The sequence below is a fragment of the Mycobacterium simiae genome, from assembly GCF_010727605.1.
In the GTDB taxonomy this organism is placed as follows: Bacteria; Actinomycetota; Actinomycetes; order Mycobacteriales; family Mycobacteriaceae; genus Mycobacterium; species Mycobacterium simiae.
Window position 1 is genome coordinate 4,174,507 of record NZ_AP022568.1, and the last position, 13,516, is coordinate 4,188,022.

Genomic DNA, 13,516 nt, shown 5'->3' on the forward strand with positions numbered 1-13,516 from the left:
CGGCACCCGAGCATCCGCCTCGATTCGCGTCGGGTGGCACAATCCTCAGGGTGCGGATGTCAGCGAAAGCCGAGTACGCGGTGCGGGCAATGATCCACCTCGCCACCGCGGACAAGGGCAGTCTGGTCAAGACCGACGACTTGGCCCAGGCACAGGGCATACCTCCGCAGTTTCTGGTCGACATCCTGACCAACCTGCGCACCGACCGCCTGGTCCGCAGCCACCGCGGTCGCGATGGCGGCTATGAGCTGGCGCGCCCCGGCAACCAAATCAGCATCGCCGATGTGCTGCGCTGCATCGACGGACCGTTGGCCAGCGTCCGCGACATTGGTCTCGGTGACCTTCCCTACTCGGGACCCACGGCACCGCTCGCCGATGTCTGGCGGGCGCTGCGGGCCAGCATGCGCTCGGTGCTGGAGGAGACGACGCTGGCGGACGTGGCATCCGGGTCCCTGCCCAAGCACGTGGCGAAACTCGCCGACGACTACCGGGGTCAGGAGAGCGTCCGGCACGGGGCTCCGCTGGTCGATTAGACCGCTGATCCGTAGGGCCGCGTCAGGATCTCGAGCGCGTGCCCGGCGGGGTCCAGGAAATAGACTCCTCGCCCGCCGTCGTTGTGGTTGATCTCGCCCGGCCGGCTTTGCCGCGGATCCGCCCAGTGCTGCAGGCCGCGCGAACGGATCTTGCCGTAAATCTCGTCGAACTCCGGCTCGGAGACCAGAAACGCGTAGTGCTGGCGCCGAATGTCGTCACCCTCAGGCGCGTCGGCGAAATCCAGGCTCACGCCGTTCTCGAGTTGGACAACCATGAAGTGGCCGAATGGCTTCGGGCTGGGTAAGCCGAAAAGCTCGGTGAGAAACTCCGCGGACTCGTGCTTGTCGCGGGCGGCGACGATGGTGTGGTTGAAACTGATGCTCATAGTTCTTTCCAGTCAACCACCGTCCTGGCCGGCCGACAACGCCCTTGCCCTACTTGGGTGCGGTCAACTCCAGCGCGATGTTGTCCGGGTCGCGGAATTCCAGAATGTATGACGGTCCAATGTCCTTGACGGGCTCGTGCTCGACGCCGACGTCATCGAGATGTGCTGCGGCAGCGTCTAATTCGTCCCTGGTGGCCAGCCGAAAGGCGATGTGGTCCAGGCCCGTGCGGTCCTCGTGGAAGCGGTCGGTGGCGACCGGCCGCAGTCCGAGCAGCGTGCCACCGAGGTCGTAGATGACGCCGCCGTACAAGAAGCTCAACTCCTCACGGGTCGCCTCGTCCGCGTTCGTCGGAATTTCCAGCAACACCGGCCAATCGAACACGCTCTCGTAGAACTGGCGGGATCGTTCGATGTCGGTGACGGTGAGCCGGACATGGGCAATGGACGTATTCGTTAGGGCCACCGGACCATACTGCCACTTCAACGGACGCGGGCAGCGGGCGTGCCACAATCGCGGTCGTGCAGATCGCAATGACGATGCCGGTGATGGAGCCGGACCTGGACGCCTCGGTTCTCGAGACCTGGGCGCGCACCGTCGACGAGGGACCGTTTTCGGCGCTGGCGTGGGGTGAACGCATCGCGTTCGGCAATCCCGACAGTCTCACGCTGCTCGGTGCGTTGGCCGCCTGGACGACGCGGGTGCGGTTGGTGACGACGGTGATCGTCCCGCAGCTGCACGATCCGGTGCTGTTGGCCAAGGGGCTGGCGACCGGCGATCTGCTGTGTGGCGGACGGTTGACCGTGGGTCTGGGAGTGGGGGGCCGGCAGGAGGACTACCACGCGGTGGGCGCCGACCTCGCGACCCAGACGAGGCGTGACATGGCCGAGCGGGTGGCGGTGATGAAGCGGGTGTGGGCAGGGGAGAAAATCACCGGGTCGGTGTTGCCGGTCGGGCCGCCACCGGTGCAACCCGGCGGCCCGCCACTGCTGGTCGGCAGCATCGGACCGAAGACCATCCGCAGCGCGGCCGCCTGGGCCGACGGATTGGCCGGCACCACCCTGGACCTCGATGTCGACAAGCAGAACGAGTTGTACGACGTGGCTCGCCAAGCGTGGGCGGCGGCGGGCAAGGGAAAACCGCACCTGGCGACGTCGTTTTGGTTCGCCTTCGGCGCTCCCGAGGAGTCGCGCGCTCAGGTGCATCGCCATCTGCGCCGTTATATGAACTGGATACCGGCCGAGTTCGTCGACGCGATGGCCCCGGTGACCGGCTGGGCCGGCAGCGAGGACGAGTTGCTGGCGGTGCTGCGGAAGTTCGAGCAGATTGGCACCGACGAAGTTCAGCTGATCCCGACCAGCTCGGACCTCGATCAGGTGCGGCGCGCCGCAGACGTGGCCGGGCGGCTTTAAACCGGTCGCCCCTTATGCGGGCAGGCGTTCTTGGCCGCTGACGTCGGGGTACAGCGGCGGCTGGCCCTTGAGCAGCGTCGCCATCAGCTCGCGGTACGGGCCGACGACGTAGACGGTGTCGCCGGCCCGTAGCCGGGCATCGCGACGAGGGTGCAGCTGGACCGGGGAGTCGTCGCGAGTGATCGCGATGACCCGGGTCTGCGTGGACAGCTCGAACATTCGCAGACCATCGAGCTCGCTGCCGGCCGCGACATGCATACCGCCGACCATGAAGTACCGCTGCCCGACCGAGAACGTGCCCAGCACTTGCAGTCCCATTGCGGCACCAATGAACCATGGCGCGGCCAGCTCGACAGTCGAGCGCACGGCATGGAACCCGAACCGGTCGGCGACGGCACTACCCAGAGCGTGATCGTAGATGCGCAGCACGATCGGCACGTCGCGCCGAACCACCTCCGGCATCACCCGCGGGCTCAGCATCTCGCGCAGCACAATCCCGGTCTCGATGTTGGTCATGTCGTCGTGGGTCAGCACCGCCACCGCGCGGGCGGTGTCGACCCGGGCCGCCAGCAGGGTCTCGCGCAGCGTCGCATCCCCGAAAATCACCGGGACTCCGAGTTCGGCAGCGGCCTCGAGATAGCGGTTGTTCTCGTCGAACTCGATCACCACGACCGCGTATCCGGCGGCGGTCAAATCGGCGGCGACCCGGCTACCGAACGATCCCAACCCGACGACCACGACGTGATTGCGTAGGTGGCGCGCCCGCCGGCGACCGGCCGTGTGGGCGAACCGGCGCGAGAGCAGCAGGTCGGCGATAAACGCGACCAGCACGGCGGTGGTGATCAGGCCGCCGAACATCAACATGATGCTGAACAGGCGCAGCCAGGTCGGTTGGGCGAGGAAGCTGAAGTCGCCGTAACCGACGGTCGCAATCGTCTCGGTACTGAAGTACAACGCGTCGACCCAGGTCATTTTCGACTGTGGCTGATAGCAATAACGCAACAACACCGTCGAGCCGATCAAGACGGCCAGCAGCGCGGTCACCGCCCGCATGAACATCGGGTTGATGTCGCTGCGCAGGGCCCGCGCGGCGTCGACGGCGCGCCGCAGCCGACGCTGGCGGGTGCGCGTCCGATTCGGCCGCGGCGGACGGATGCCCCGCGCCGCAAGCTCTTCGACGGTGCCGATCATGGCCGTCCAGTCACCGGCGTGCACCCGCAGGTCTCGGCCCGGGCACGTCTGGAACAGTCCCGGCGTCGGCGAGTTGTCGCCGTGAATCACCGCGACCGGTGCCAGATCCGCGTAAATCTCGCGCAGCGTGGCATCGTAGGGCGCCTCGGAACCCGAGACTAGGAATTGGATGCCCGCCGCCTCGAATGGGTGTGCGGTGTGGGCCAGGCACGCCTCGACCACCGACGGCGCGGCCAGCTGGGCGACATCCAGAATCGCCCCGGGTCCGTTGTCGACGCCTACCGCCCCACGCAGCACATCGTTGGCCAGCCGGGCCACCACTCGCACATCCGGATTGGCTTTCCTTGCCAACAAGGCGATTTCGAGATTTCGCGCATCGTCGTTGCCGGCGCAGATCACGGCGAGCGCCCGGGTGATCCCGAGGTCGGCGAGGTCGTTGTCGGCGGACAGTATGACGACGCGGGCACCGGCGCTCTTCAGCTCGTCGACGATTGTTGTTGCTAAGGCGTCGTCGCCGCTAACGATGATGTGACGTTGCATACCCAGCCCGTTTCGTGTCGTCGGAGCCGAGGTCTCGGCCGGTTGACCTGCTATGACTATCAACCACCGCGCCGATTTGTGCTAGCCGACTGCCCACCTGCGGGGGCCGCGTTAATCGGCCGAAACCTTGCGTCCGGAGGCTGGTCACCGCCGAGCGCCGACCATAGTCTCGGTCGGCGTGACGGAGCTCAACGTGACCGACCTCGAGCTCGGGCCGAAGATGCTTGACCTGCTCGGTGGTTTCGTGCTGTCGCAGGCGCTGTTTGCGGTCGCGGAACTTGGTGTGGCGAATGTGTTGCTGGATGGGCCGCGCGCGGTGGACGACATTGCGTCGGCGGTGGGTGCCAAGACGGATCCGCTGGGACGCATCATCCGGTTCTTGGCTCGCCACGAGATCTTCCACACGCGCGACGACACCGTCGAACTCACCGCGCTCGGGCGTACCCTCGCCGACGGCCACGCTGGTTCGCTGCGTAAGTTGGCCGGCTACTTCCGGCGGACGCACTACGCGGCATTTGGAGGCTTGGCGGACGCGGTGCGGACCGGACAACCGGCGGCGACATTGTCGTTGGGCAAGCCGTTCTTCGAGTGGATCAACGACGACCCCGAACTTGCCGAGTTGCAAAACGAGACGATGGCCGCGTTCACGCGAGGCGGCCGCGGCGATCTGCTCGACAGGTATGACCTGCCCGCGGGCACAACGGTTGCAGACATCGGCGGCGCGGATGGCAGCTTGCTGGTGGAGCTGCTCGATCGTCGTCCCGAACGCCGGGGCATCGTCTACGACCTGCCGACTTCTGTCGCCGCGGCGCGCCGAACCGTGCAGGCGGCCGGGTTGGCCGACCGGGTGACGGTTCGCCCGGGAGACTTCTTCGAAAGCGTGCCGACCGCCGACGTGTACGTGCTGTCGGCGGTGCTGCAGGACTGGGATGACGCCCCGGCCCTGCGCATCCTGGCCAATATCGCCGCAGCCGCGCCGGCCGATGCCCGCCTGGTCGTGTTCGACATGGTGGTACCCGACGGTGCTGCGCAAGACCGTGCGGCGCTGGTCGACATCCTCATGCTCGGCATGGTCGGCGGTCGGCAGCGCAGCCTGTCCGAGTGGCATCACCTGTTGGCCCGCGGCGGCTTCGCCCTCGAGCGCACGGTCACCGGCTCGGGGTCCTATTGCGCGCTCGAGGCCGCCTTGGCGTGAGACCCGGATTGCGTTCGGCGGTAACGGCTTTGCGTTACAGGACGCGAACGTCGGAGGGCGACCAGAACGCCCGCATCGAGGCAACCCTGGCCTCGTCGTCAAACGTCATCACCGAGATGGGGGAGATGCGGGTGCGGCTGTCGCCGGCGTCGAGGGTGAGATGCCACAAGAATGCCGCCTCGTTGCCGCCGACGCGGATTTCGGCGAGTTCGGTTTCCTTCTTGGCGTCCTGGATGGCCGTGTAGAACGCACGGACCGCGTCGTGGCCGCGCAGGACATCCGCGCCGATCGGATCCTCGATGGTGGCGTCGGGGGTGTACAGGTTCACAATCTCGTCGGTTGCGCCTTTGGCGAGCAGGGTGAGATAGCTGTTGACAGTCTGCGTGATGGCTTCAGGAGACGGCATGGCCTTGGACGCTACCCGGTTGCCCTGGCCGTCGCTTCGGGTTGGCAATACTGAGCAATGTGCCATTCATCGAACGCGTCTCGTCGCGCGAGGTATATCGGAATCCGTGGTTGATCTTCCGAGAGGACGACATCCGCCGGCCGGACGGCAGTCCCGGCATCTACGCCGTGGTCGACAAGCCGGTCTACGCGCTGGTGGTGCCGTATGACGGGAGTCGGTTCCGGCTAGTCGAACAGTTCCGGTATCCGGTCGGTGCGCGTCGCTGGGAGTTCCCGCAGGGCACCGCCCCCGATTTGGCCGAGGCGGAGCCCGCCGAGCTGGCCGCGCGGGAGTTGCGCGAGGAAACCGGGCTCAGCGCAACGTCGTTCGAGCCGCTCGGATTGCTCGACGTCGCTCCCGGGATGACCAGCCAGCGGGGTTGGGTCTTTTTGGCCACCGGGATCAGCGAGGGCCGCTCGGAGCGCGAGCACGAGGAACAGGACATGCGCAGCGCATGGTTTTCTCGCGAAGACGTCGAGGAGATGATGCGTTCGGGGCAGATCGTGGACTCGCAATCGCTCGCGGCCTACGGCCTGTTCTTGCTGCACGACCGATGAACGGGTGCACGCGATTACTTGCGGTGCTCGGTGCCGCGATAGCCCTTGGAGCCCTTGCGGTTTGCGCGCACGCGACACCACCGGCGTGGAACGGCAAATACTCGTTGGTGCGCTACGCCGCCAACAAAACCGGCACCAGCATGGCGGCCGGGCAAGCCGAACCGACGTTCAGCGCCGACTACGTCTTCGTGACGTCCTGTTCGGCCGGCACGTGCGTAGCCACCGCCACCAACGGACCCGTCCCGAAGAACCCGACGCTGCCGCAGCCGTCGCACTACGCCTGGGACGGAACGCGGTGGGTGGAGCGCTTCGACTTCCAGTGGGATTGCTATAGGGGCGAAGGGATTCCGAAGATATGGGCGCCCGCCCAGTCATGGGCGTTTTATCGCCCCCAACCGGACGGATCGCTGCGCGGCACCTGGCATACGGACATCGCCAGCGGCCCGTGCCGCGGGACCGTCGAGATGCCGGTGGCGGCGTTTGCTGCGGCGTGAGCGGGTTCGCGGGCAAGGCGGCCCCATCACCCCCTACGGGCAGTAGTTCGATTCGGCGGCGCTGACCACGCCGGTCGCGTCGCTGAGGCTGATCCCGGGGTTCTTGCTCTGCACCACCTGGGCCAGCTGGTCAGGGGTCTCGCCGGCGCTGCGGTCGGCGCAAATCAAGTGTCCGAGCTGGATCAGACCGTCCTTATCGCCGGTCAGACCGATCTTGTGAATCTGCGCGAGGTAGGCGTCGTCGTCGGCAGCTGCGATTCCGGTGCCGAGCATTAATGCGGTGGCCAACATCGCGGGGGCACTCAACAAATAAAGTGTGCGGATGGATATCACGGTCGTGTTCCTTGTCTGTGAGGGGCGGCAGAACGGGCTCAGTATGCGGTCCGGGGCAGTGACGTGCGCGGCAAATGGGCGAATCGAGCAAATTGTCCTCCGGGGTGACGCGTGCGCCGGCGTATCGGAGGTCATCCCGGTCAGGCTGGGCGGTCGCCGGGGAGGCGGGCGCGCCTTGCGAGCCGATCGGCAAACTTGACCGGACGAATTTCACTGCGCGGCAACAGGCGCGGTGCCCGAGTGGGCGCAGCGAATGGTTAGGTCGGATTGTGGCGTCTTGGAGGAAGTCGTTCCGCGATACCGTCGCAGTCCGGATAACGCTTGCCGTGTTACTCGGAATTGGTGTGGCGATCGTGGTAGGTAATGCGGCCGGGTGGCGTTTTGCGCTGGCCGGTTGGGTCGCCGCGGCCGGCCTCTACGTCGGGTGGACGCAGCTCCTTTTCTACCGAATGAATGCCGACCAAACCCGCGTCTGGGCGACGCGCGAGGACCCGACTCGCTGGCTCGCCGACGCGGTCATCCTGTCCGCCAGCATCGCGAGTCTGGGCGGCGTCGGTTACCTGGTGGCCGCCGCGTCGCGTTCGGGCACCGAGTCGCTGCAAGCCGCCGTCGTCGGCATTCTGACGGTGGCCGCTTCGTGGCTCGCGGTGCACACGCTGTTCACCGGGCATTACGCGCGGCTCTACTACTCCGGCGATCCCGGGGGGATCAATTTCCATGACCAGGAGCCGCCCCGGTTCCGAGACTTCGCGTACGTCGCCTTCACCGTCGGCATGACCTACCAGGTGTCGGACACCGAGATCAACCTGACGTCCATCAGGGGAACGGTGTTGCGGCACGCGCTGATTTCTTACCTGCTTGGTGCGGTCGTTCTCGCGGTGACGGTCAATCTCATTGCGGGACTGGGTGCCAAGGTGTGATCGAAGTCGACCAGATGTCCCAAGACATCGCAGCCCTAGTTCAGTTTGGTGAGCGTGAAAGTGTCGTGCGGGTCGTTGAGGCCGCAGGGCGCGGAGCTGTCCAGAAATATTGCAATGCCGGTGAGCGTCAACGGATCCCAGGATTGTCGAACAGTCACCGGGTGTTGGCTGAGATCGTTGCTGCAGATCGCAGCCTCGGGGATGGTGCGCGTTACGGTGTACTGGCCGTCGATCAGGGGAGCGTTGAACCCTTGTCCCGGCGCGGTCCAAACGTGGGCGACGCACACCTGTCTACAGGTGGTATCGATCGTCCAGGTTCCGGTGTCCCCGTCCTCGTCGGCATAGTGGTAGACCCCGTTCATCTTCAATTCATCGACGGTGCCCCGTGGCTCGGCCGGGGCGGACGGGGCCGACGAGATAGCCCAGCTGGCAAATAAGGTAGTACCTGCGATGAATGTCGCGATCCTCATGACTAGGCCCTCTTCTCACCGTGTTTCCGCTCGCGAGGCATGCGAATCGGAACGTATCAGCAAACGGCGGACAGGTAGCCGATCACGGTCGAACCCATATCGAATTGAAAGGTAGCGGTGCCGCCCAGACCGAATATTTCTGTGAGCTCGGCATGCGACCGAGGCGATGGCGGCGCTGCGGTGGAAAACGCGCAGCGACGGCACATCGTGGCAGCCATTTCATGTGCGTGCGATCACGCCTGGTTCAGCCAGCCGATGAAGTCCGCGGCCTGGCTTTTCCACAGTGCCGGGTGAGCTATCGAGGAGTGGCCGGCCGAACCGGCCGAGATCGGTCGGACCATCAGCCGTCCCGTCGGCACCTTGGGCACGTCACGCTCCGCGATCTGCAGGCTGTCGCGGTAGTACTCGTCGTCGGCGAAGTTGAGGGCGAACACTTTTGCCTTGATTTTGCCCAGGTCTGGTTCAGCGTTGTAGTCGCGCGACGCCTCGAGGGTGTAGATGTAGTCGTTCGCGTCCTGCGTGGCGGACTGCTGTTTGGTGGATTTGACCAGCGCATCGGCCTTGTCGATGGTGGGCGCTTCGTCCTGAAGGTTGGGTACTCCGTCCACCAGCGTCCGGGCCAACAGCATGCCCGGAATCAACGAGGGCGGTTGTTGCTGATAATTTCCACCCGCCCAGGCCGGATCGGACTTGATGCTATCCACGACAATTCGTCGCCAGAACAAGTTGCGTCCACTGATAGGCGCCGGAAAGCACGCTACAGGCATGGCCGCATCCATCATGTCCGGATAGTTTTCTGCCCATTGCCAGGTGTTCATACACCCCATTGACATCCCCGATACGACCCGCAAATGCGTGACGCCCAGTTTTTCGGTGACCAATTTGTGCTGTAGGTCCACCATATCGCTATAGGTGTAATGCGGGAATTTAGCTGCGAGCTTCTCGCTGGGCCTGCTGGATTTTCCGTGGCCGATCGCATCGGGAATGATCACAAAGAATCGCGAAACGTCGTACGGCGCGCCCGGCGCGAAGAGGGAGTCTTTGTATTCCTGAGTGACCAACACCTGACTGCTGGCGGCCGTCCAATGCAGCAGCAGCACGGCATTGTCCACCGCGCCGCGGGCATCCTTGTGTGGCTCGCCCACTGTCAGGTAATGAATGCGCAGCTCGGGCAGCGTCTCGCCGTCGCGGAACGTGTAATTGGTGAAGATCGCGTCCCCTGGACGCGGATTGATGACCGCGGGCTGGCCGGTTTGCGCGGGCGGCGCGGGTGTATCCGAATGAGGATTGCTGGCCTGTCGTGAACTCGAGCAGCTCAATACCGAAAAGCAGACCGCTACGGCGAGCAGCCCGGATAATTTGCGTGGAATCATCGAGTGGATACTCCCTCTTTCGGCCGAAGCGCAATGGCCGCACGGCTGCGGAGAATGGATAACGAATGCTGCCCGCCTCGCGCCCGGGGTGGACCGGCGAAGTCCCGGACCTGGGTGATTTCGGCAGTGCGACGGCTCACACCCTACGACCGCGAGCTCGCGGCCGACAATAAATTCCGGGTATTAGACGGAGGCGAGTGGGTGCATTACTATCGCCGCTTCTTTACGAACGCGATCCAGGCGATCCCGTCCGGTGAATAGCACAGTCGAGCCCGGCAATGACGTCGAGATCCGTCGTCGAAATGGGGCCGTAGCCCGCAACCCCGGCAGACGCCGGGCGGCGTCAGGCCAGCTGCGCCGCGAAGCGGGCCGTAAACCAAATTGACCTGCGGTAACCTGGTGCCCCCGGCAGGATTCGAACCTGCGGCCTTCTGCTCCGGAGGCAGACGCTCTATCCCCTGAGCTACGGGGGCGCACGCACATCGACACGGCGCCTGGGGCGTGAAACTGTCCGGGACAGACTAGCGCATCCCGGGGGCTGCTTGGTCACCGCAATGGATTCGGGGCGTAGGCACGCTAACCAATAGGATGGACGCTCGTGACACCCGCTGACCTGGCTGAGCTGCTCAAGACCACCGCATCCGCGGTGCTGGCCGAGCGCGGCCTCGATGTGTCGGCGCTGCCGGAAACGGTCACGGTGGAGCGGCCACGTAACCCCGATCACGGCGACTACGCGAGCAACCTGGCGATGCAGCTCGGTAAGAAGGTCGGCGCCAACCCGCGCGAGCTGGCCGGATGGCTGGCCGGGGCGCTGGTGGCGGCCGACGGTATCGCCTCGGCGCAGGTGGCCGGCCCGGGTTTCATCAACCTGCGACTCGAGACCTCGGCGCAGGCCAAGGTGGTCAACGACGTCATCGACGCCGGTGACCGCTTCGGGCACTCCGCGGCGCTGGCGGGCCACAAGATCAACCTGGAATTCGTCTCGGCCAACCCGACCGGACCGATCCACATCGGCGGTACCCGCTGGGCCGCCGTCGGGGATGCGCTGGGCCGGCTGCTCACCACGCAGGGCGCCGACGTGGTCCGCGAATACTATTTCAACGATCACGGCGCACAGATCGATCGATTCGCCAACTCGCTGATCGCCGCGGCCAAAGGCGAGCCCACTCCGGAAGACGGCTACGCGGGCACCTACATCAACGACATCGCGGCGCAGGTGCTGCAGAAGTCGCCCGACGCGCTGGAGCTGCCCGACGCCGAGATGCACGAGACGTTCCGCGAGATCGGCGTCGACCTGATGTTTAGCCACATCAAAGAGTCGCTGCACGAATTCGGCACCGACTTCGACGTCTACACGCACGAAGATTCGATGCACACTAGCGGCCGCGTCGACCAGGCCATCGCCAGGCTGCGCCAAAGCGGCAACATTTACCAGAAGGACGGCGCAAGCTGGTTGCGCACCAGCGCATTTGGTGACGACAAGGACCGCGTCGTGATCAAAAGCGACGGCAAACCCGCCTACATCGCCGGTGATCTCGCTTACTACCTGGACAAGCGCGAACGGGGCTTCGATCTGTGCATCTACATGCTCGGTGCCGACCATCACGGTTACATCGCGCGGCTCAAGGCCGCCGCGGCAGCATTTGGTGACGACCCGGCGACGGTCGAGGTGCTGATCGGGCAGATGGTCAACCTGGTGCGCGACGGCCAGCCGGTGCGGATGAGCAAACGTGCCGGCACCGTGATCACCCTCGACGACCTCGTGGACGCTCTCGGTGTCGACGCCGCGCGCTACAGCCTGATCCGCTCGTCGGTGGACACCGCGATCGACATCGACCTGGCGCTGTGGTCATCGGCGTCGAACGAAAACCCGGTCTACTACGTCCAGTACGCGCACGCCAGGCTTTCGGCGCTGGCCCGTAACGCCGCCGAGCTCGGCCTAGTCGCCGATACCGGCCACCTGGAACTGCTCAACCACGACAAGGAGGGTGCGCTGCTGCGCACCATCGGTGAATTCCCGCGGGTGCTGCAGACCGCCGCGTCGCTGCGCGAACCGCACCGGATCTGCCGTTACCTGGAAGACCTCGCCGGTGACTACCATCGGTTCTACGATTCATGCCGGGTGTTGCCTCAGGGTGACGAGCAAGCCTCCGATCTGCACACCGCTCGTTTGGCGCTGTGCCAGGCCACCCGCCAGGTCATCGCCAATGGACTTTCGATACTCGGCGTCAGTGCTCCGGAGAGAATGTGAACGTTCATCCCGCCGGCCCCCGGCACGCCGAAGAAGTCCGCCCTGCGGACAGCCCGCCTCGGCCCCAATCGCCCGAGGATCTGTTGCTGCTTGCGCCAAATGTGTGGCCGCGCAACACCATTCGCAACGACTCGGGCGTGGCCGTGATCGCGGGCGTCTCGGTGACCGACCTCGCCCAAGAGTACGGAACTCCGTTGTTTGTCCTCGACGAGGACGACTTTCGCTCGCGCTGCCGCGAGATTGCCTCGGCGTTCGGGGGCGGCGCCAACGTTCACTATGCGGCAAAAGCGTTCCTGTGCAGCGAAGTAGCCAGGTGGATCGCGGAAGAGGGTCTGTCGCTTGACGTGTGCACCGGCGGAGAACTGGCCGTCGCGCTGCACGCCAATTTCCCGCCGGAGCGAATCACGTTCCACGGCAACAACAAATCAGTCGCGGAGTTGACCGCCGCGGTCAAGGCCGGCGTGGGCCATGTGGTCGTGGACTCGATGACCGAAATCGAGCGCCTGGAAACCATTGCGGGAGAGGCCGGCGTCGTCCAAGACGTGTTCGTGCGGCTCACCGTCGGCGTCGAGGCGCACACCCACGAGTTCATCTCCACCGCGCATGAAGACCAGAAATTCGGCCTGTCGGTGGCCGGCGGCGCGGCGATGGCGGCGGTGGAGCGGGTCTTTGCGACCGATCACCTGCGGCTGGTCGGGTTGCACAGCCACATCGGCTCGCAGATCTTCGACGTCGCCGGCTTCGAGCTGGCCGCGCGGCGGGTGCTCGGACTGCTGCAAGAGGTGGTCGCGCAGTTCGGTGTGGAGAAGACCGCGCAGATCTCCACCGTGGATCTCGGTGGCGGCCTAGGCATCTCGTATTTGGTTTCCGACGACCCGCCGCCGATGGCCGAACTTGCGGCCAAGTTGAGCGCGATCATCAACAACGAGGCGGCGGCGGTGGGACTGCCGACCCCGCGGTTGGTGGTAGAGCCCGGACGCGCCATCGCCGGGCCGGGAACCATCACCTTGTACGAGGTCGGCACGGTGAAGGACGTCGAGGTCAGCACGACGGCGATTCGACGTTATGTCAGCGTCGACGGCGGCATGAGTGACAACATCCGCACCGCGCTCTACGACGCCCAGTACGACGCCCGGCTGGTGTCGCGGATCAGCGACGCACCGGCCGCGCTGGCTCGTATTGTCGGAAAGCATTGCGAGAGCGGCGATATCGTCGTGCGCGATACCTGGGTGCCGGGGGATCTGGGGCCGGGTGACCTGCTGGGGGTGGCCGCAACGGGCGCCTACTGCTATTCGCTGTCGAGCCGCTACAACATGATCTGCCGGCCCGCCGTGGTGGCGGTACGCGACGGCCGGGCACGCCTGATCCTGCGCCGGGAAACGGTCGACGATCTGCTGAGTTTGGAAGTGAGGTGAACT

Annotated in this window: 15 protein-coding genes and 1 tRNA gene; 8 read left to right on the forward strand and 8 right to left on the reverse strand. The window is 65.4% G+C overall.

Going from position 1 to position 13,516, the window contains the following annotated elements:
* Positions 1-50: 50 nt before the first annotated feature.
* Complete coding sequence (locus G6N33_RS19565) at positions 51-533, forward strand: Rrf2 family transcriptional regulator (protein ID WP_101528544.1); 483 nt, start codon at positions 51-53, stop codon at positions 531-533.
* Here the strand turns inward: G6N33_RS19565 and G6N33_RS19570 are convergent.
* Together G6N33_RS19570 and G6N33_RS19575 are read right to left on the reverse strand one after the other, a co-directional pair.
* The gene (locus G6N33_RS19570) at positions 530-919 is read right to left on the reverse strand and encodes a VOC family protein (protein WP_044507397.1); all 390 of its coding nucleotides are present in this window, start codon (positions 917-919) and stop codon (positions 530-532) included. The genes G6N33_RS19565 and G6N33_RS19570 overlap by 4 nt on opposite strands.
* Positions 920-968: 49 nt before the next feature.
* Complete coding sequence (locus G6N33_RS19575) at positions 969-1,382, reverse strand: VOC family protein (protein ID WP_044507395.1); 414 nt, start codon at positions 1,380-1,382, stop codon at positions 969-971.
* 68 nt (positions 1,383-1,450) lie between these two features.
* On the opposite strand from G6N33_RS19575, the gene G6N33_RS19580 reads away from it, so the two are divergent.
* Entirely contained in the window at positions 1,451-2,329 is an 879-nt protein-coding gene (locus G6N33_RS19580; protein ID WP_044512170.1) for an LLM class flavin-dependent oxidoreductase, read from the forward strand.
* A 12-nt stretch (positions 2,330-2,341) separates the two neighbouring features.
* Here G6N33_RS19580 and G6N33_RS19585 read toward each other — a convergent pair whose 3' ends face one another.
* Positions 2,342-4,060 carry an NAD-binding protein gene (locus G6N33_RS19585; RefSeq protein ID WP_044507394.1) on the reverse strand — a complete coding sequence of 573 codons (1,719 nt, stop codon included), beginning with the start codon at positions 4,058-4,060 and terminating at the stop codon, positions 2,342-2,344.
* Positions 4,061-4,238: 178 nt separating this feature from the next.
* Here G6N33_RS19585 and G6N33_RS19590 point away from each other — a divergent pair, with 178 nt between their 5' ends.
* Entirely contained in the window at positions 4,239-5,255 is a 1,017-nt protein-coding gene (locus tag G6N33_RS19590) for a methyltransferase (RefSeq protein ID WP_049918983.1), read from the forward strand.
* Positions 5,256-5,289: 34 nt separating this feature from the next.
* On the opposite strand, the gene G6N33_RS19595 is transcribed toward G6N33_RS19590, so the two are convergent.
* Positions 5,290-5,661 carry a nuclear transport factor 2 family protein gene (locus G6N33_RS19595; RefSeq protein WP_044512166.1) on the reverse strand — a complete coding sequence of 124 codons (372 nt, stop codon included), beginning with the start codon at positions 5,659-5,661 and terminating at the stop codon, positions 5,290-5,292.
* 59 nt (positions 5,662-5,720) lie between these two features.
* Between G6N33_RS19595 and G6N33_RS19600 the strand changes: the two genes are divergently transcribed.
* Together G6N33_RS19600 and G6N33_RS19605 are read left to right on the forward strand one after the other, a co-directional pair.
* Entirely contained in the window at positions 5,721-6,257 is a 537-nt protein-coding gene (locus tag G6N33_RS19600) for an NUDIX domain-containing protein (RefSeq protein ID WP_044507391.1), read from the forward strand.
* Positions 6,254-6,751, forward strand: coding sequence for an Rv2253 family sensor-like surface protein (locus G6N33_RS19605; protein WP_044507389.1), 498 nt, complete (start codon positions 6,254-6,256; stop codon positions 6,749-6,751). Before G6N33_RS19600 ends, G6N33_RS19605 begins: the two co-directional genes overlap by 4 nt.
* A gap of 33 nt (positions 6,752-6,784) precedes the next feature.
* Here the strand turns inward: G6N33_RS19605 and G6N33_RS19610 are convergent, their stop codons facing one another.
* Entirely contained in the window at positions 6,785-7,057 is a 273-nt protein-coding gene (locus tag G6N33_RS19610) for a DUF732 domain-containing protein (RefSeq protein ID WP_231382440.1), read from the reverse strand.
* A gap of 296 nt (positions 7,058-7,353) precedes the next feature.
* Between G6N33_RS19610 and G6N33_RS19615 the strand changes: the two genes are divergently transcribed.
* A complete protein-coding gene (locus tag G6N33_RS19615; protein WP_044507386.1) occupies positions 7,354-8,004 on the forward strand; it encodes a DUF1345 domain-containing protein in 651 nt (216 codons plus the stop codon).
* Between the two features lie 35 nt (positions 8,005-8,039).
* Here the strand turns inward: G6N33_RS19615 and G6N33_RS19620 are convergent, their stop codons facing one another.
* From G6N33_RS19620 to G6N33_RS19630, 3 genes are all read right to left on the reverse strand, one after another.
* Positions 8,040-8,366: a hypothetical protein gene (locus G6N33_RS19620; protein WP_044507384.1), complete on the reverse strand. Its 327-nt coding sequence runs from the start codon at positions 8,364-8,366 to the stop codon at positions 8,040-8,042.
* 341 nt (positions 8,367-8,707) lie between these two features.
* A complete protein-coding gene (locus tag G6N33_RS19625) occupies positions 8,708-9,847 on the reverse strand; it encodes an alpha/beta fold hydrolase (RefSeq protein WP_044507382.1) in 1,140 nt (379 codons plus the stop codon).
* Positions 9,848-10,244: 397 nt separating this feature from the next.
* Positions 10,245-10,320: transfer RNA gene (locus G6N33_RS19630), tRNA-Arg, on the reverse strand.
* 125 nt (positions 10,321-10,445) lie between these two features.
* On the opposite strand from G6N33_RS19630, the gene argS reads away from it, so the two are divergent.
* Both argS and lysA read left to right on the forward strand, forming a co-directional pair.
* Complete coding sequence (argS, locus tag G6N33_RS19635; protein WP_044507380.1) at positions 10,446-12,098, forward strand: arginine--tRNA ligase; 1,653 nt, start codon at positions 10,446-10,448, stop codon at positions 12,096-12,098.
* Positions 12,095-13,513 (forward strand): diaminopimelate decarboxylase, encoded by a 1,419-nt coding sequence (lysA, locus tag G6N33_RS19640; RefSeq protein WP_044507378.1) that lies wholly within the window; start codon positions 12,095-12,097, stop codon positions 13,511-13,513. The genes argS and lysA overlap by 4 nt, the downstream gene beginning before the upstream one ends.
* Positions 13,514-13,516: the final 3 nt, after the last annotated feature.

Coding starts and splice junctions, on each gene's coding strand:
- G6N33_RS19570 (WP_044507397.1), bottom strand. CDS start 919: ATGAGCATCAGTTTCAACCACACCATCGTCGCCGCCCGCGACAAGCAC.
- G6N33_RS19580 (WP_044512170.1), top strand. CDS start 1,451: ATGACGATGCCGGTGATGGAGCCGGACCTGGACGCCTCGGTTCTCGAG.
- G6N33_RS19585 (WP_044507394.1), bottom strand. CDS start 4,060: ATGCAACGTCACATCATCGTTAGCGGCGACGACGCCTTAGCAACAACA.
- G6N33_RS19595 (WP_044512166.1), bottom strand. CDS start 5,661: ATGCCGTCTCCTGAAGCCATCACGCAGACTGTCAACAGCTATCTCACC.
- G6N33_RS19605 (WP_044507389.1), top strand. CDS start 6,254: ATGAACGGGTGCACGCGATTACTTGCGGTGCTCGGTGCCGCGATAGCC.
- G6N33_RS19620 (WP_044507384.1), bottom strand. CDS start 8,366: ATGAACGGGGTCTACCACTATGCCGACGAGGACGGGGACACCGGAACC.
- G6N33_RS19625 (WP_044507382.1), bottom strand. CDS start 9,847: ATGATTCCACGCAAATTATCCGGGCTGCTCGCCGTAGCGGTCTGCTTT.